The sequence below is a fragment of the Streptomyces sp. LUP47B genome (assembly GCF_001746295.1).
Classification (GTDB): Bacteria; Actinomycetota; Actinomycetes; order Streptomycetales; family Streptomycetaceae; genus Streptomyces.
The window spans coordinates 1-17,821 of record NZ_MJAH01000038.1 but is presented as its reverse complement, the minus strand read 5'-3'; the positions used below and the strand labels follow the sequence as shown (position 1 = coordinate 17,821).

At 73.1% G+C, this 17,821-nt stretch carries 11 protein-coding genes and 1 pseudogene; 4 read left to right on the top strand and 8 right to left on the bottom strand.

The window, feature by feature from the left end:
* The first annotated feature begins 265 nt into the window (after positions 1-265).
* On the top strand, positions 266-1,054 hold the full coding sequence (locus BFN33_RS48705) for a hypothetical protein (RefSeq protein WP_069766660.1): 789 nt from the start codon (positions 266-268) through the stop codon (positions 1,052-1,054).
* Positions 1,055-1,058: 4 nt separating this feature from the next.
* Here BFN33_RS48705 and BFN33_RS55195 read toward each other — a convergent pair whose 3' ends face one another.
* Positions 1,059-3,149 carry a DUF6350 family protein gene (locus BFN33_RS55195; protein ID WP_256123105.1) on the bottom strand — a complete coding sequence of 697 codons (2,091 nt, stop codon included), beginning with the start codon at positions 3,147-3,149 and terminating at the stop codon, positions 1,059-1,061.
* A 45-nt stretch (positions 3,150-3,194) separates the two neighbouring features.
* On the opposite strand from BFN33_RS55195, the gene BFN33_RS48695 reads away from it, so the two are divergent.
* Positions 3,195-4,085: a sigma factor-like helix-turn-helix DNA-binding protein gene (locus BFN33_RS48695; protein WP_069766659.1), complete on the top strand. Its 891-nt coding sequence runs from the start codon at positions 3,195-3,197 to the stop codon at positions 4,083-4,085.
* Positions 4,086-4,302: 217 nt separating this feature from the next.
* Here the strand turns inward: BFN33_RS48695 and sucD are convergent, their stop codons facing one another.
* The 7 genes from sucD to BFN33_RS48660 form a co-directional block, all read right to left on the bottom strand.
* Positions 4,303-5,187 carry a succinate--CoA ligase subunit alpha gene (gene sucD, locus BFN33_RS48690; RefSeq protein WP_046261564.1) on the bottom strand — a complete coding sequence of 295 codons (885 nt, stop codon included), beginning with the start codon at positions 5,185-5,187 and terminating at the stop codon, positions 4,303-4,305.
* Between the two features lie 21 nt (positions 5,188-5,208).
* On the bottom strand, positions 5,209-6,387 hold the full coding sequence (gene sucC / locus BFN33_RS48685; RefSeq protein WP_069766658.1) for an ADP-forming succinate--CoA ligase subunit beta: 1,179 nt from the start codon (positions 6,385-6,387) through the stop codon (positions 5,209-5,211).
* 459 nt (positions 6,388-6,846) lie between these two features.
* Positions 6,847-8,766 carry a hypothetical protein gene (locus BFN33_RS55190; RefSeq protein WP_256123104.1) on the bottom strand — a complete coding sequence of 640 codons (1,920 nt, stop codon included), beginning with the start codon at positions 8,764-8,766 and terminating at the stop codon, positions 6,847-6,849.
* Between the two features lie 175 nt (positions 8,767-8,941).
* Positions 8,942-9,913, bottom strand: a complete 972-nt coding sequence (locus tag BFN33_RS48675) for a hypothetical protein (protein ID WP_069766657.1) — start codon at positions 9,911-9,913, stop codon at positions 8,942-8,944.
* Positions 9,914-10,143: 230 nt separating this feature from the next.
* Complete coding sequence (locus tag BFN33_RS48670) at positions 10,144-11,565, bottom strand: VWA domain-containing protein (RefSeq protein ID WP_256123103.1); 1,422 nt, start codon at positions 11,563-11,565, stop codon at positions 10,144-10,146.
* A 181-nt stretch (positions 11,566-11,746) separates the two neighbouring features.
* Positions 11,747-14,428 (bottom strand): DUF5682 family protein, encoded by a 2,682-nt coding sequence (locus tag BFN33_RS48665; protein WP_256123102.1) that lies wholly within the window; start codon positions 14,426-14,428, stop codon positions 11,747-11,749.
* 504 nt (positions 14,429-14,932) lie between these two features.
* Positions 14,933-16,063, bottom strand: a complete 1,131-nt coding sequence (locus BFN33_RS48660; RefSeq protein WP_069766656.1) for an AAA family ATPase — start codon at positions 16,061-16,063, stop codon at positions 14,933-14,935.
* 145 nt (positions 16,064-16,208) lie between these two features.
* Between BFN33_RS48660 and BFN33_RS48655 the strand changes: the two genes are divergently transcribed.
* Both BFN33_RS48655 and BFN33_RS48650 read left to right on the top strand, forming a co-directional pair.
* Positions 16,209-17,564 carry an SWIM zinc finger family protein gene (locus BFN33_RS48655; protein ID WP_069766655.1) on the top strand — a complete coding sequence of 452 codons (1,356 nt, stop codon included), beginning with the start codon at positions 16,209-16,211 and terminating at the stop codon, positions 17,562-17,564.
* Positions 17,565-17,605: 41 nt separating this feature from the next.
* Positions 17,606-17,821, top strand: a pseudogene (locus BFN33_RS48650) (hypothetical protein); the annotation flags it as partial.

Here is a 17,821-nt window from a genome sequence, read left to right as displayed (position 1 = left end):
AGCGTTTGTACGGTCGTACGAATGCTTCGAGCCCCGGGATACGGGGAAGTCTACGAAGCGGCCGAACGTCAGCAACGATACCGGCACACCGGAAGGCCCCCACGGGACGGGGGCGTGGCCGGAAGGTAGCGTCTGGGAGGGACCGGTCCGGGAACGCGGGTGGTGCGCGGTGCGTTCACCGGGTGAGGCTCGCGCCGACGGGCCCACGGAACCGTTCCGTCCACGCCGTGCAAGTCACATCCTTCAAGGGGAAGACGCTCACTTGATGTCGGACCGCAGCCTGCGACTCCTCACGCTCCCCCCGCAGTCGGTGCAGGGAGGGCAGCGCAGCGGCATGCTGCTGCGGGAGCAGCCCGCCTCGCCGCCGGACGCCCCCTCCTCCGACAAGAAGAACGGTGAGGGGCGGGGCGGTGCGGCCGAGGACGACAACCCCTTCGCCCCGCCGCCGGAGGGCACCCCGGACCGCCCGTGGCAGCCGCGCCGCCCCGAGGGCTCGGACGACGGCCAGGGCGACGACACCCGAGGGCGCACCCCGTGGGGCAGTCAGTGGAGCGACCGCCAGCCGGGCCGCTCCGACGGCGGCTTCGGCGACCGCCCGGGCGCCGGCCCCGGCGGCGGCCCGGAGGGCCGGGGCAACGGGGGTCCGGACCCGCGCTGGGACCCGACGGACCCCGCCCAGCGCCGCGCCCGCTACGCCCTGCTCTCCGGCATGTGGGCCTTCTTCTTCGCCCTCTTCGGCTGGCTTTATCTGGCCCTGCTCCTGGGTGCCCTGGCCCTGTACTGGGGCATCAGCGCGCTGCGCGCCAAGCCCCGCACCCCGGACCCGGACACCCCCGTTCCGCCCCAGTCCGCCCGCCCGCAGACCACCGCGGCGGTGAGCGGCCTGGTGACCGCCTCCCTGGCCATCACCGTGGTGGCGGGGATCTTCACCGCGCGGCTCGTCTACGACGACTACTACACCTGCGCGAACGACGCCCTCACCAACCAGGCGAAGCAGTCGTGCACGGACCTGCTCCCGAAGGAACTCCGGAGCCTGCTGAGCGAGAGCAGCTGACGCGTCAGTCGGCGGGCGGGGGCTTCTCCGGGGACTCCTCCGGCGGCGCGGACGCCTCCTTCAGGACCGACCAGCGGTTCTCGCGCGACGTCTCGTCGCACCAGGACGTCGACGAGGGCACCGACTCCGTCTCGGGGGCTGCGGGCAGGACGGCGTACGGCTCGTAGGTGTCGTCCTGGTCGTGACGGGCGTTGGTGGCGTCCTGGTCGTGGCGGGCGTATGAGTCGTGGCGGGCGTATGAGCTGTCCTGCGGGCCACTCGCCTCCACCGGGGCGGACGCTCCAGGAGCGGGCGCGGGGGCGGCCCCACGGGCGGTTCCGGGGGGAGCCCCGGAGGCGGAGGCGGTCTCACGAGCGGTTCCGGGGAAGGCCCCGAAGGCGGTCCCAGGAGGGGTTCCGGGGGAAGCCCCGGAGGCGGTCCCACGAGCAGTTCCGGGGGAAGCCCCGAAGGCGATCCCAGGAGCAGTTCCGCGGGAAGCCCCGGAGGCGGTCCCACGAGCAGTTCCGCGGGAAGCCCCGGAGGCGGTCCCACGAGCAGTTCCGCGGGAAGCCCCGGAAGCGGTCTCGGGAGCAGTTCCGCGGGAAGCCCCGGAAGCGGTCTCGGGAGCAGTTCCGCGGGAAGCCCCGGAAGCGGTCTCGGGAGCAGTTCCGCGGGCAGCCCCGGAAGCGGTCTCGGGAGCAGTTCCGCGGGCAGCCCCGGAAGCGGTCCCAGGAGGGGTTCCGGGGGAAGCCCCGGGGGTGGCAGCAGGGGCGGTCTCAGCCGTGTCCGTCGCCTTGCGTCGCGAGAGGCTGGGTACCGACGGCACCCGCTGCCGTGGCCCGCCTCGCGAGCGGTTCCGCCAGGCCCGTACCGCCAGCGCCACCGGAAGCCCCACCCCCGCGATCCAGCCCACCACCGCTCCGCCCACCTGCCACCACACCGGCCCGAACCGGGCCAGCGTCCCCACCCCCAGCGGCCCGCCGGCCAGCGCGGCCAGCACGGCGACCGCCGCGGCGCACAGCACCGCCGCCCAGCACACCGCACCCGCCGTCCGCGACCGTCCCGCGGCCGGGGCCCGTCCCACGAACCACCCGACCACCGCCCCGGCCACCACCGGTACCGCGCCCGCCGCCCAGTGCGCCGGCTCCCCGGGTCCCGCTTCCGGCACCGCGGCCAGCAGCGGGAACGGCGGCAGCATCGGCGCCGGATCCGAGGACAGCGGCCCCACCACATGCCCCGCACCAAGGACGAACCCGGGTCCGACGGCGTAACCAGCCGCCCACACCGCGGCGTTCGGCACCAGCGCCAGACACAGCAGCAGGACGGCGAACCGTCCCGACCAGCCCTCCGTCAGCTGCAGGAAGGAGCCCCGCGTCGCCGTGCCGTGCGCCACCAGCGCCACGCCCAGCAACACCGCCCCGCCCCCGACGAGCACGGAGATCCCGGCGCCCGCGGCTCGTGCCGCCACCGCGAGCCGGGCCCGGGCCTCCACCCCGAGGACATGCCGCCGCATCGCCGGGGGCAGCAGCACCAGCACTCCGTCGACGGCGTCGGAGGGACGGCCGTACGCCGTCCACACCCCCGCACCGGCCGCGCCCATGACGAGGGCCGGCAGGCACACACAGGTCCACACCCAGGAGGGCCGCAGCGCACCGCCGGAGGCGTACAGTGCGGCGGCCGCGGCGACCGGAAGGTACCCGAGCACGACCCCCGCCCACGCGGCCCGCCCGGAAGCCGTCGGCGACTCCTCGTCCTCCGAGGCCGCGTCCCGCGCCGCCCGGTGCACCAGCCACAACGGCAGCGCCAGTAGCAGCAACGGGGTGACGCCCACGGGCGCCGGAACCCCGGAGAGCGTGTCCGTCCGGACCAGCTCGACCCCGTGCGCGAGCAGCCACAGCGCCGCGGCCACCTGCAGCGCGCCACCCGGACCGCTGTCGGGATACGGCGAGCTGATCCACAGCATGATCACGAGCACGGCGAACGAACCGAGCCCCAGCCCGGCGGCCACCGCACCACCCAGGAGGCCGGCGGCCAAGCCGGGCGTTCGGTCGCGCACGCGGGCGATCAGGGGCGACAACGAGGTTCGGCGAGCGGTCATCTGGATCACGACCGCCATGCTCCCAACGACACGCGCTTTCCCGTCGTAACAGGCGAACCTCCGATGTGTCGCTCAATATACATCTATGTACTTTTTCGTACGAAGGGGCGCCTTGTGACGGTTCCTCAGCAGGAGCACGAGGAGCTCCCCGGCACCCCCCTGACACCCGCTCAGGCCTTCGACGCGCTCTACGCGTTCTGCGCCCCCGCGCTCGTCCGGCAGGCCTACCTGCTCACCGGCCGACGTGAGCTCGCCCGCGAGTCGGTCGAGCGGGCGTTCCAACTCGCCTGGCAGCGCTGGCCCGAGGTGGCGGTGGACCGGGACCCGGCGGGCTGGGTACGGGTCATGACGTACGAGTACGCCCTCTCTCCCTGGCACCGCTTCCGCCCCCGCCACCGCAGCCCCGAGGAACCCGTCGCCGACCCGTCCGACCGCGCGCTCATGGCCGTACTCCTGGAACTCCCGCCGTCACAGCGGCGCACCCTCCTGCTGTACGACGGCGTGGGCCTCGATCTTCCGGAGATGGCGGCGGAGACGGAGGCGAGCACTCCGGCGACGGCGAACCGGCTGATGAACGCGCGCTCGACGATCGCGGCACGGCTTCCCGACCTGGCCGACCCGTCCGAGCTGCACGAGCGCCTGGTCTCGCTGGCCTCCAGGGAGCGGTTGCGTGCCGCGCAGCCGCCCGCGGTGCGGACCGCGAGTGAGCGCCGGGCACGCTTCTGGACCAGGGCCGCGATCGCGTTCACGGTCACGCTGATCGGCACGACGGCGCTCACCGTGCGGACGGCTCCGACGCACTACGAGCCGCCGATCGCGCCGGGGGCGGAGGTGCAGGGGGTGCCGGCGCGGGTGGCGCCGGGGGCGCTGTCGGAGGCGGAGACGAAACTGCGGAAGAAGCTGCGGGAGGAGACGGCTAGCGGTCCGGAGAGGCTTGTACCGGTGGGTCGTTGACTGCGGCCGGTGGGGGGCTGGTCGCGCAGTTCCCCGCGCCCCTGAGTCGGTGCGGTCGACGCATGCCCAGCTGTACCCACCTAGGGGCGCGGGGAACTGCGCGACCAGCCACAACGCACCCGCACACGCCCGACGACCGGACCGCCCCCCGTGACGCGCCGATGGGCCCGCTCCAACCCACGGAGCGAGCCCATCAGACGTGCAGCTGAATACCTGTTCAGCCGGCCAGGATCTCCCGCGCCAGCTTCGCCGTCTCGGTGGGCGTCTTGCCGACCTTGACGCCGGCGGCCTCGAGGGCCTCCTTCTTCGCGGCGGCCGTGCCGGAGGAACCGGAGACGATGGCGCCGGCGTGGCCCATGGTCTTGCCCTCGGGCGCGGTGAAGCCCGCGACGTAGCCGACGACCGGCTTCTTCACGTTCTCCGCGATGAACGCGGCCGCACGCTCCTCGGCGTCGCCGCCGATCTCACCGATCATGACGATCAGGTCGGTGTCGGGGTCGGCCTCGAACGCGGCGAGCGCGTCGATGTGCGTCGTACCGATGATCGGGTCGCCACCGATGCCGACGGCGGACGAGAAGCCGATGTCCCGCAGCTCGTACATCATCTGGTACGTCAGCGTGCCGGACTTCGAGACCAGACCGATGCGGCCCGGCTTGGTGATGTCGCCCGGGATGATGCCGGCGTTCGACTGGCCCGGGGTGATGAGACCGGGGCAGTTCGGGCCGATGATCCGGGTCTTGTTGCCCTGCGACACGGCGTACGCGTAGAACGCGGCCGAGTCGTGGACCGCGATGCCCTCGGTGATGACGACCGCGAGGGGGATCTCGGCGTCGATGGCCTCGACGACGGCGGCCTTGGCGAAGGCCGGCGGTACGAAGAGGACGGACACGTTGGCGCCCGTCTTCTCGATCGCCTCGGCGACCGTGCCGAAGACCGGGATCTCGTTGCCGTCGATGTCGACGGACGTGCCCGCCTTACGGGGGTTCACGCCACCGACGATGTTGGTGCCGTCGGCCAGCATGAGCTTGGTGTGCTTCATGCCCGTGGCACCGGTCATGCCCTGGACGATGACCTTGCTGTCCTTGTTGAGGAAGATAGCCATGGCTGTATCTGTCCCTCTTCCTTACTTCGCAGCCGCGAGCTCGGCGGCCTTGTCGGCCGCGCCGTCCATGGTGTCCACGCGCTGCACCAGCGGGTGGTTGGCGTCGGAGAGGATCTTGCGACCCAGCTCGGCGTTGTTGCCGTCGAGGCGGACGACGAGGGGCTTGGTGACGTCCTCGCCCTTGTCCGCGAGCAGCTGCAGCGCCTGCACGATGCCGTTGGCGACCTCGTCGCACGCGGTGATGCCGCCGAAGACGTTGACGAAGACCGACTTGACGTCGGGGTCGCCCAGGATGATCTCCAGGCCGTTCGCCATCACGGCCGCGGACGCGCCGCCGCCGATGTCGAGGAAGTTGGCGGGCTTGACGCCACCGTGCGCCTCACCGGCGTACGCGACGACGTCCAGGGTGCTCATGACGAGACCCGCGCCGTTGCCGATGATGCCGACCTCGCCGTCGAGCTTGACGTAGTTGAGGTTCTTCTCCTTGGCGGCGGCCTCGAGCGGGTTGGCCGCGGCCTTGTCCTGGAGCACCTCGTGGTCGGGGTGGCGGAACTCGGCGTTCTCGTCCAGCGACACCTTGCCGTCGAGGGCGAGGATGTCACCGGAGGCGACCTTGGCCAGCGGGTTGACCTCGACGAGGAGGGCGTCCTCTTCGATGAAGGTCTTCCAGAGCTTGACCAGCACGTCGGCGACCTTGTCGGCGACCTCGGCCGGGAAGTTCGCGGCCTCGACGATCTGGCGGGCGACCTCGGGGGTCACGCCCACGTTGGCGTCGATGGGCGTCTTGGCGACGGCCTCGGGTCGGGTCTCCGCCACCTCCTCGATCTCCATGCCGCCCTCGACGGACGCGATGGAGAGGAAGGTGCGGTTGGCACGGTCGAGGAGGAAGGAGACGTAGTACTCCTCCACGATCTCCGGAGCCATCTCGGCGAGCATCACCTTGTGGACCGTGTGGCCCTTGATGTCCATGCCGAGGATGTCCGTCGCGCGGGCGACGGCCTCGTCCGGGGTGGCGGCGAGCTTCACGCCACCGGCCTTGCCACGGCCGCCGACCTTCACCTGGGCCTTGACGACGGACTTGCCACCGAGGCGCTCGGTGGCTGCGCGGGCCGCCTCAGGCGTGTCGATGACTTCACCGGCCAGCACCGGTACATCGTGCTTGGCGAAGAGGTCCCTCGCCTGGTACTCGAACAGGTCCACGCGCTTCCGTCCCTATCAGTGATCTCGCGGTTCGTTGTCTGCGTGGGCGTGCCGCGAGGGCAACGTGACGTCCGACCGTGTCTGTCACAAGGGAGGCGCACACGGTGTCCGAGCGCGCGGCATGTCCGTCTCGCAGGTTATCGCTGCTTGCGGGAGGCCCCTAAATCGAGGGTCACACCTGAGCGGTGATACCTGTCACATGATGCCGCGCTCACTGGCACGGCGTGCCGCGTGTGAGGGCGCCGGGACACGCGGGCGAGGCATGGGGAAGGGCCTCACCGGGTTGGGGTCGACCCGGTGAGGCCCCTTGTGCGGCCCCTTCTTCAAGGGGCCCTGGGCGGTCGATCCCCACCCCAATGGGGACCGCTTCGCCCCGCCCGTGAGGTTCCGGCAGAACAGACCGACGGCTTTCGGCCGTCCGGGGCCCGTCACCTCACGGAGTCGTTCGGCGGGTGACGGTCAGGCGCGGTACCGCATGTCCCGCGCGTCACCCGGGGTGAGGGACTCGGCCACGCCCTGGACGCCGGCGACGGCGTGCCCGGCGAGCGGTCCGGCGGTGTCCTGAAGGGTCCCGGTCAGATCCCCGGCGAAGGGGCCGACCTGCCCGACGAGGGGAGCGGCCTCGCCGACGACGCCGTACGCGAAGGGCGTGACGTCTCCCGTCACGCCGTACGCCAGCGTCGTGGCGCTGCCGACGACCGGCTCGGCCGTACGGGTGACGGTGTCGACGACCGGCTGGACCGCTCCGGTGACACCGTGCGCGAAGGCCGGGACCTCGCCCGTCACGCCGTATGCCAGGTCGGTGGTGTGGCCGGCCACGCCGTATGCGAGCGGCGCGACGTCGCCGACCACTCCGGTCGCGAACGGGTGGACGTCCCGCGTGACGCCGTACGCCAGGGTGGTCGCGTCCGTGACGGCCTGGCCGGCGACCGGCACCACGCCGTGCACGGCGGTGTTCACGACCGGGGGCAGTACGGCGTCGGTGGTGTCCTGCGCGACCTGCCCGACGAGGCCGGTGGCGTAGGGCGGCACGTCTGCGACGACGCCGTCGACGACCGGGAGCACGCCGGCGACCGTGCCGGTGGCGTACGCGGCCACGCCCTGCTGGATCCCCCCGACTCCGGCGACCGCGCCGCCGACGACGGGCCGCACGCCCTGGACGGCGCCGCCCGCGACCGGGGACACGTCCCCGACGACCCCGTACGCCAGCGCGGTCGCGGCACCCACGGCGTGCCCGGCGGTCTGCGCGACCCCGCCCACGGTCCCTTCGGCGACGGGCGTCACGCCGCCCACCGCGCCGGTGGCGACCGGGGTCACCCCGCCAACGGTCCGCCCGACGGCGGGCACCACCCCTTCGGCGACCGGCACGACACCGTCCACCGCCTGCGCGGCGACCGGCACCACTCCGTCCACGGCGTCGGTCACGACGGGCGGGACGACCCAGGCGACCGTCTGGTCGACGACGGGGGCGACGGTCCCGGGGACGCCCGCGACGGTGCCGAGGGCCTGCCGACGGACGCCGTCCACCGTGCCCGTGAGGTGGCTCGGGACGGAGGAGACCGTGCCCTCGGCGGTGGCCGTGGCGGCGGTGGCCTCTGCCCCGGCCGTGGCGGAGACGCCGGCGATCCGGCCCTGCGCTCCGGCGAGCGTGGTGTGCGCAGCGCCAGTAGCGCCCGCCGCGGTGCGGCCCGCGCCCGCGACGGTGTGCTGCTTCTTCGTCCGTACGACGCCGTCGACGCCCTGCGCCTGAGAACGGGCCGCCGACTGGACGCCCTGCAGCTTCGTCTGGGCGCCGGCCAGGGCTCGCTCCACCTCGGGAGCGAAGGCCGAGAGGGGACCGAAGAGGTAGTCGACGCCGTGCTGGGGAGCGGTGGGTGCGCTCGGCGTGGTGGGCGCGGCGACGTCGGAGGCCTTGACGGCGGCGGCCTGCGCGGCGTTGGCCTTCGCCTCGGCCTGCGCGGCCCGGGCCGCCTTCGCGCCCTGGATGGCCGCGGCGCCCTTCACCTTGGACGCCTTGGCCTCGGCGGCCTGGGACACCTGCGGGACCGTGACCTTCGCGTCTGCGTGGCGGCGGACCTGCTCGGCGGTGTCGGCGGTGGTCACCTGCTGCGCGGTGCCGGTGGTGTCGGCGACGGCGGTGGTGACGTCGGAGACGACGCCGTCGACCGTGCCGTCGAGTGTGTCGGTGACCGTGGCGAGGGTGTCGGTGACCGTGGTGTGCGTGTCGGACGCGGTGCCGGACGCGGTGTCCGTCGCCGTGTCCGTGGCGGAGAGGGAGGCGGCCGGGAGCTCGTCCGCGCTGGCCACGGCGGAACCGAGTGCCCACGCACCGGTGACACCGGCGGCTATGACGATGGAACGGCGGATGTTCTTGTTCATGAGTGCGTCAGATCCCTGGATCTTGGGGGGCCTGGAGAGGCATGGGGACATCCGGAGCCACGAGGCTCCAGGGGGGATCCGTCCGGAGAGCTGAGAAGACTGGGGGGTGTCCGAACGGCTGGGGCAGACCTGTTCCGCCCCCGCGCGGCAGGTCAGCGACGGGGGAAGGTCTGCCCTAGCCGGGGAAGACGGGGATGTCCCGGTGCCTGTCCCGGGTCCCGGCCACGTCGACGCTCGCGGCAGCGCCGGGCACGAGCCGCAGCGGCGCCCGGTTGTCGAGGGTGACGGCATACGCGTCGCCGTGTCGCGACGAGCCGTTGTCCACTGCCGACTTGCCGCCCAGGGCTCCGCCCTGGTTGTCGGAGGGCGCCTGGTGCGCGGGCGCGTGGGCGGCGGAGGTGGTGGTGCGGTGGGCGGAGGGGTGTGCGGCGGCCTCGGTCACGGTGCCGTGTCCGGCGAGCCGCGGCCCGTAGACGGCGTCGTCGCCCGCGGAGCCCTCGTCGCCGGCCGGCTTCGTCGCCGCGTGAGCCCCCGGCTGGGGCTGCGGCGCCGAGGTGACCGGCGCGGGCGCGGGCAGAGTCTGGCTCGGGATCCCGGGCAGGCCCGGCACCGTCGGGACACCCGGCACCGTGGGCAGGGTCGGCCACGACGGGGGCTCCGGGAGCGACGGCAGCGTCGGCAGGGTGGACCCCGCCGGTATCCCGACCGTCTCGGTCAACCCCGTGGTCACCGTCTCGACCAGATCACCGACGGGCCGCACGACACCGCCGGCCACGGCCCCGACGACGTCCTCGACCACCGGACGGAGAACCTTGTCGTCGGCCGGGTCAGTAAGGGCGTCGGCGTCGGGCTTGGAAGCGACCTGCTGGGGAGAGCTGCCCTTTGCCGTGTCCGTGAACGCGGGTGTGGCGGTGTCCTTTGGTGTGGCGGTGTCCTTGGCCCTCGGCTCGGTCGGCGGTTTCACCAGCTGACCGACCGTCTTCCCCGGCAACGCCCCGATGCCGTCGGCCGCCTGTGCCTGCTCCCCGCAGAGGAAGCCGAGCACGAACAACCCGCCCACCAGCATCCCCACTTGCAGCGCACGCCGCCCGAACGCCGCGCGCAGCACGCGCACCGCGGCACCGGGAAGGGCTGCTGACCAGGTCAAGAGGGGGCGGGTCCTTCCGTACGACGGAACGAAGCGAACCGGAATGGAATGGAACGGAACAGAGGCGAAAGGGAAACGGTGGGGAAGGGTGAAGACTGTGGAGAAGCCGATCCTCGCACGGGGTGCCCGAGGTCGCGCAAGCCCCCTGTTACCGATGCGTAGTCATGTCCGTTTTGCTGGGCGAAGCCGCAGGTCACCTGGTCGACAAATCACCAACGGGCAACCCGGGTTCACGCCGGGTCGGGTATCGGAAGCGGCCGCTTCTCGATGGCCGCCGCCATCACCTCCGGGAACAGGTCCGGCGTGCAGGCGAAGGCCGGTGCGCCCAACGCGGCCAGCGCGGCCGCGTGTTCCCGGTCGTAGGCGGGCGCCCCCTCGTCCGACAGCGCGAGCAACGTCACGAACTGCACCCCGGACGCCTTCATCGCCGCAACCCGCTTGAGCATCTCGTGGCGTATGCCGCCCTCGTAGAGGTCGCTGATCAGCACCATCACCGTCTCGGCGGGCCGGGTGATCTGCGACTGGCAGTACGCCAGCGCCCGGTTGATGTCCGTGCCGCCGCCGAGCTGGGTACCGAACAGCACGTCCACCGGGTCGTCGAGCTGGTCGGTGAGGTCGACGACCGCCGTGTCGAAGACGACGAGCCGCGTGTCGATCGACCGCATGGAGGCCAGCACCGCTCCGAACACGGACGCGTAGACGACGGATGCCGCCATGGACCCCGACTGGTCGATGCACAGGACGACCTCCTTCTTCACCGACCGGGAGGCCCGGCCGTATCCGATCAGCCGCTCCGGCACGATCGTCCGGTACTCGGGGAGGTAGTGCTTGAGGTTGGCCGAGATCGTGCGGTTCCAGTCGATGTCGTGGTGGCGCGGTCGGTTGATCCGGGCGCTGCGGTCGAGGGCACCGGTGAGCGTGGCGCGGGTACGAGTCGCGAGCCGCTTCTCCAGGTCCTCGACGACCTTGCGCACGACCGCCCGTGCCGTCTCCTTCGTCGTCTCCGGCATCGCCTTGTTGAGCGACAGCAGCGTGCCGACCAGGTGCACGTCGGCCTCCACCGCCTCCAGCATCTCCGGCTCGAGGAGCAGGGTGGACAGCCCGAGCCGGTCGATGGCGTCCCGCTGCATCACCTGGACGACGGACGAGGGGAAGTACGTCCGGATGTCCCCGAGCCACCGCGCCACGGACGGCGCCGAGGCCCCAAGGCCCGCCGAACGGTCCTTCCCCGCCTGCCCCTTCCCGTCCCCCCTGCCGTAGAGCGCGGTCAACGCCCCGTCCATCGCGGCATCCTGCCCACCGAGCACGCACCCGGTCCCATCGGCCGCCTCCCCACCCAGCACGAGCCGCCAACGCCGCAGCCGCTCGTCGGAGGGGGCCGTGGAGGAGGAGGCGGCTGCGCGGGCATTGACCGGCACCAACGCCGGGGCCGGTGCCGAGGCCGCGGCCGCACCTTCCGCCGCATCCGTCGTCCGGTCGTCGGCGGCATCCCGTACGGGATACGTCGGTGACTTCGCGGTCGGATCCGACGCCTGGCCCTTGCTCGGACGCCACGCTGGATTCGTCTGCGGGCGCGGGCTCCTGACCCGATCCGTCGTCTCCGTCGTCTCCGTCGTCTCCGTCGTCGTCAGGTCGTTCGGTTCGGTCGTCATCCCCGTGCCCCCGTCCGGAACCGGTCCCAGAGCGGGACCACGGCGGCCACGCTCATCACCGGATCGTGTTTCGCCCAGAACCCGGTCCTGTGCCCGGACGCGTCTCCGCGCCCGTCCCCGACAGCGACGGCTGTCCTGCCGCCTCCGCCTCCGCCTCCGGGTGTCCCCGCTACCTCGGTCGTCATCCCGCCACCCCCGCAAGGTCGTTGTCGTCGGCGCTCGCCAAATCGTCGTCGTGGTCGTCGTCCAGGCCGAGCAGCAGCCGCATCACCGGCAGCACGGCGTCCGCCCGGTCGCCGTCGAGGTCGGCCCCGAAACCCGGTATCCCAGCCCCGGCCCCCGCCGCACTCCCCCGCTGTCCCCGCCCTCGCCGTACCAGTTCGCCGAGGGTCCGGCGTACTCCCGGCTCGTACGCCGAGAACGTGCGCCGCAGCAGCGGAAGCACATCGGTGAACGCCTCCGCCGGCACTCCGGTCAGCCATGCGTCGACAAGTCCGAGCAGCCGCTCGTCGTGCACGAGAAGCATCCCGCCGCCGGACCCACCGCCGACGAAACCCTCGATCCACGCGGCCGCGTCCCCCGGCGCCGTCCCCGGCGACAGCACGAGACCCATGAGCCGCGCCGCCTCGTCGTGCGCCAGCTCCCCGTCGTCCAGCAGCAGCCGCACAGCCCGCCCCCGAATGACACCGGGCACGGTGTCCCGCAGGGACAACACCTTGAGCACGGCCAGCCAACGGCCACGGAGACCGCGGTGAGCCGGACTCGTTGCATCCCCCCTGTCGTCCGGCCCGGACACGGCGGTGGCGGCGGGAAGACCCTGTCCCGGTACGGCCGTTGCGGCGCCCTGATCGTCCTTCCCCGTTACGGTCGCTGACGGGCCGTTCGCGTCGCCGCCACCCTGCTGCCCTGAAATCCCCGGCGGGTGCTGTGCCGGGGACGCCACCTCAGCCAGTAGCCCCACCGACCCATGGACCGCGTCCACATGACGGCGCATCTCCTCCGCCGCCTCCGCGTCGAGCGCGGCACAGGCCGGGGGCAGACCGACGAAGACCCGCTCGGCGAGGCCCGCGGCGACCTCCGTCAGCGCGCCGGTGCCGGTGCCGCGCACATCGCCGTAGCGCAGGGAACGGACGAGGGCCGGCAGCGCCTGAGCGAGATGCCCGACGTCCGCGTCCAGCGCGGCGCGGTCGGCGAGAATCTGCATCACCGTGGGCAGGGCGTCCGGGAGTTCGGCCAGCAGACAGCGCTCGGCGAGAGCGGTGACGTCGGCGAGTCCCGACGCGGAGACGGCGTCCGCCTCCGCCTTGGCCGTCGCGGCGGCGAGCACGGTCGTGCCCCACACTCCCGCCTCGGCGACCCGCACCGACAGCTCCGGCTCCCACCTCAGCCGCCATGTCTCCCGGAACGTGCCCGTGCTCCCCCGCGAGGCCGCCGGCTCACCCCAGGCCACGCCCAGCAGCCGCAGCCGGTGCAGCAGCCTGCTGCGCTCGGCGTCGTTCTCCTTGCGCAGGTCGAGCTCCAACTCCCGCTCCAGTGCCTCCGGTCGGAGCCGAAGCCGCCGCTGGATCCGGTCGAGGTCGCGTTGCAACGGCACCGCGGGCGCCGCCTGCGGCACCTCCCCCAGAACGTCCCCCACCACCAGCCGGTCGTGCACCAGCGCCAACGGCACGTCCGAGCCCTCGCACATCACCGCCCGCACCGCGTCGGTCGTCTCGCTCAGGCCGGGCAGGGGACGGCCACGCATCGCCGCCAGGGTCTCGGCCAGCCGCACGGCCTCGATGACGTGTGCCGGGGACACGATCCGGTCCTCGTCCCGCAGCAGCCCGGCCACCTTGGTCAGCCACCGCTCGACGGGCCGGTCCGGCGCACCGAACAGGTGCCCGTACCAGCCGGGCGAGTCGATCCCCGCGCCGTAGCCGCTGTGCCGCGAGAGCCTGCGGTACGTCCACGGCACCCACGTCATGTCCGCCTTGACCTTGGGGAGCCCCTTCAACAGGGCCTTGTCGGCGGCGACCGTGCTCTTCCGCCGCAGCTCGGGGACGTGCCAGGCGCCGCACACCACGGCCACGTCGTCCCCGAACTCCCGCTGCGCCGCACGGATTTGGAGCCGCATGTACGCCTCGCGCACGCGGTCCCGGTCATGTCCGCCGGTTCCGTACGTCTCGCGCAGCACCCCCATCGCCTCTTCCAGCACGGTGAACGGCTCGAACACGTCCCCGCGCCCCGTGCCCCGGTGCTCCACGACGTCCTCCCACCACCGCTCGGGATCGTCGTATCCGGCGGCCTCGGCGAGCACACCGAGCGGATCGACACGGACGGCGACGTGAGGGGGAGGCTCGTCATCCACAGCGTCCTCGCCGGACGGGACGGTGCCGTGAGCGTCCGAGGGCGCCTCGGACGGACCCGTCTCCGGGATCTCGCCGACGGGGTCGTCCGGTCGGCCCGCCTGGCCCCCGTCCCCTTCGTCCCTTCCCCACGCCAACGTGTGCGTCGCCGGCAGGTCGATGAATCGAGCCGGGACCTCGTGGTCCAGCGCCCAGCGGATCGCCACCCACTCCGGGGAGAACTCGGCGAGCGGCCAGAACGCCGAACGGCCGGGCTCGTCCACGGCATGGGCGAGGAGAGCCACCGGTGGCCGCATGTCCTCCTCGGCGGCCAGCGGGATCAACGCGTCTGCCTCGGGCGGCCCCTCGATCAGCACGACCCGGGGCCGGGCCGCGTCCAACGCCGCCCGCACGGACCGCGCCGACCCCGGCCCGTGATGCCGCACCCCCAGCAGCAACGGCCCCGCACCGGCCTCCCGGCTTCCGTGAACACCGCCGCCGGTCACACCCCCGCTCCCGGACTCACCGCCTGCATCCATTCCCGCTCCGGCTGACGCGCGAGGGCCCCTCTCCCCTTCGCTCCCCGGCACCCCGCCCCCACTTCCCGACCCGCCGCCATCAGACGTCCCCGCAGTCCCGGACCCCCGGGAGCCACCCGCCTCCTCGCTCCCGAACCTTCCGCGGCCGGCGGTCCCCCCGCTCCCGACCTCACTCACGCCCGTCACACCGTCCCCCTCCCCTGCGAGGCCACTTGGAGTCGTCCTCGACGACCGTCCCGATCCCGCCTTCGCCGCCGTCCCGCTCAAGCCCCGTCACACCCGTCCCCCTTGCCTCGACGACCCCGGCAGTCCGAACCGGAGCCCTCCCGACCATCCCCGGCGTCCGAACCCAAGCCCCGGCGCCATCCCCGGCGCTCCGTACCAGAGCCCCGCCACCGCCCCCGACACCCCGTACGCCCAGGGACGGCAAGCGGCCACCCGCCCACATGTCCGCACGGCATCCGCCCGGCTGCCCGCCCGTGCGGCCCCGCCTCAGGTCCTCGTTCACGCGCTCACCTCCCGGCAAGCCCGGTAGAAGTCCTTCCAGCCGTCCCGCTCGCGAACGACCGCCTCCAGGTACTCCTGCCAGATGACCCGGTCGGCCGCCGGATCGCGGACGACGGCGCCGAGGATGCCCGCGGCGACGTCTCCGGCCCGCAGGACGCCGTCGCCGAAGTGGGCGGCGAGGGCGAGACCGTTGGTGACGACTGAGATGGCCTCGGCCGTCGACAGCGTGCCGCTGGGCGACTTGAGCTTCGTACGGCCGTCGGAGGTCATCCCGTCGCGCAGCTCGCGGAAGACCGTCACGACGCGACGGATCTCCGCGACACCGTCGGGCGCGGCCGGCAGGTCGAGGGAACGGCCGATCTGGTCGACGCGGCGCGAGACGATGTCGACCTCCGCCTCGACACTCTCCGGCAGCGGCAGCACGACCGTGTTGAAACGGCGGCGCAGGGCGCTGGAGAGGTCGTTGACCCCACGGTCGCGGTCGTTGGCCGTGGCGATGAGGTTGAAGCCCCGGACCGCCTGCACCTCCTGGCCCAGCTCCGGTATCGGCAGCGTCTTCTCGGACAGGATGGTGATCAGCGAGTCCTGCACGTCGGCAGGGATACGGGTCAGCTCCTCGACCCGGGCCGTCATCCCCTCCGCCATGGCCCGCATCACGGGGCTGGGCACGAGGGCGTCGCGGCTCGGGCCGTTGGCGAGCAGCTGGGCGTAGTTCCAGCCGTAGCGGATCGCCTCCTCCGGGGTGCCCGCCGTGCCCTGCACGAGCAGGGTCGAGTCGCCGCTGACCGCCGCGGCCAGGTGCTCGGAGACCCAGGTCTTCGCGGTGCCGGGCACGCCCAGCAGGAGCAGGGCGCGGTCGGTGGCGAGGGTCGTGACGGCGACCTCGACGAGCCGGCGCGGGCCCACGTACTTCGGAGTGATCACCGTGCCGTCCGGCAGGGTGCCGCCGAGCAGGTAGGTCGCCACCGCCCACGGCGACAGCTTCCAGCGGGCCGGGCGCGGGCGCTCGTCCTGCGCGGCCAGCGCGGCAAGTTCACCGGCGAAGGCATCCTCGGCATGCGGCCGCAACGCCTCGTCCGGCTCCCCCTGCTTCGGTACGACGGACATCGGTTCAACAGACACAGTCATGGCTGAGGCCCCCTCCAGCTCGGCCGGTTCGGATCTGTCACCAACCGTGCACCACGCCACTGACAATGCGATCCCACCTGCGGAAACGTGCTCACGACGACCGGCTCGCGGCCGATTGTCAGTGGGGGGATCTACCTTCGATGTCATGACTCAGCAGGGGGTGCGCTGGACGGCGGATCAGGTGCTGGCACTGGCGCCTGACGCCTCGTCACGCAAAGCGGGAAGCAAACTCGGCGCGGCCGGGCCATGGTCCGAGGCGGGGAGTTCCGACGAGGGGACGGTGTGGGGGCTGTGCAAGGGCACTGGCAGCAAGCCGTATCAGACGGTCATCGACATCGCGGACGCTACGGGGCCCGCGTACAAGTGCAGTTGTCCGAGCCGCAAGTTCCCGTGCAAGCACGCGCTCGGGCTGCTGCTGCTCTGGGCAGGCGGGGAGGGAGCGGTGCCGCCGGGGCCGCCGCCGGACTGGGCGGAGCAGTGGACAGAGGGGAGACGGCAGCGCGCACAGGAGAAGCGGACGGCGGGCGCGGCCGGTTCCGCCGCCGGGTCCGGTGATCCGGAGGCGGCGCGGCGCAGGGCGGAGCGCCGGGCCGTGCGGATCACGGCGGGTGCGACGGAGCTGGAGCAGCGCCTGACGGACCTGCTGCGCGGCGGCCTGGCGGGGGCGGAGCAGGCGGGGTACGGCATGTGGGAGGAGACGGCGGCCCGCATGGTCGACGCGCAGGCACCGGGACTCGCCGCCCGGGTGCGGGAGTTGGGCGCGATCCCCTCGTCCGGTCCGGGCTGGCCGGTGCGGCTGCTGGAGGAGTGCGCCCTCATCCACCTCCTCGACCAGGGCTGGCTGCGCCGCGAGCGGCTGCCGGACGGCCTCGCGTCGACGGTCCGTTCCCGGATCGGCCTGCCCGCCTCCGCGGACGGCCCCGCGATACGGGACCGCTGGCTGGTCCTCGCCCAGTACGACACGGCGGACACCCGTCTGACGACCCGCCGGATCTGGCTGCACGGCACGGACTCGGGCCGCACGGCGCTGCTCCTCTCCTACGGCGCCGCCGGCCGCGCCCCCGAGCTGGCGTTGCCGGTGGGTCTCGAGCTGGAGGCGGAGGTGACCGCCTATCCCGGTACCGGTCAGTTGCGGGCGGCGCTCGGCGAGCAGTTCGCACCGCCCACGCCCACGGCGACCCGGCCGCCGGGAGTGACGACCGAACAGGCGGCCGCCCGCTACGGCGACGCACTGCGGGACGACCCGTGGCTGGACTCCGTCCCCGTGACTCTGGACCGGGTGATACCGGCCCCGGACGGCGACTCATGGCAACTGATGGACGCCGAGGGCGACTCGGCTCTGCCGATCACCGCCTCCGCCCGTTCCCGCCCGGGCCTGTGGCGCCTGGTCGCGCTCTCGGGCGGTGCCCCGGTCAAGGTCTTCGGGGAGTGCGGCCACCGCGGCTTCACCCCGCTGACGGCCTGGCCGGAGGGGGCGGGCGAGGCGGTGCTGCTGTGCTGAACGGAATCGACCGGGCACCCGACCGGACGGAAAGGAACCCAATGGACAAGATCTCCGCTCCCGCGCCGGACGCCTGGGAGGAGCTCGTCACCTCGGCGCTGCTCGGCACCGCCCGCCGTACGCCGCCCGGCGTCGCGCCCGGTCCCGAAGCACCGGTGGCGTTGCTGGACGCGGCGGCCGTGGAGACCGTACGGCGGCGTGCGGGGCTGCGTCCCGCGCGCGCGGCACAGCGGCCGCAGCCGGCGCCCGAGGACACG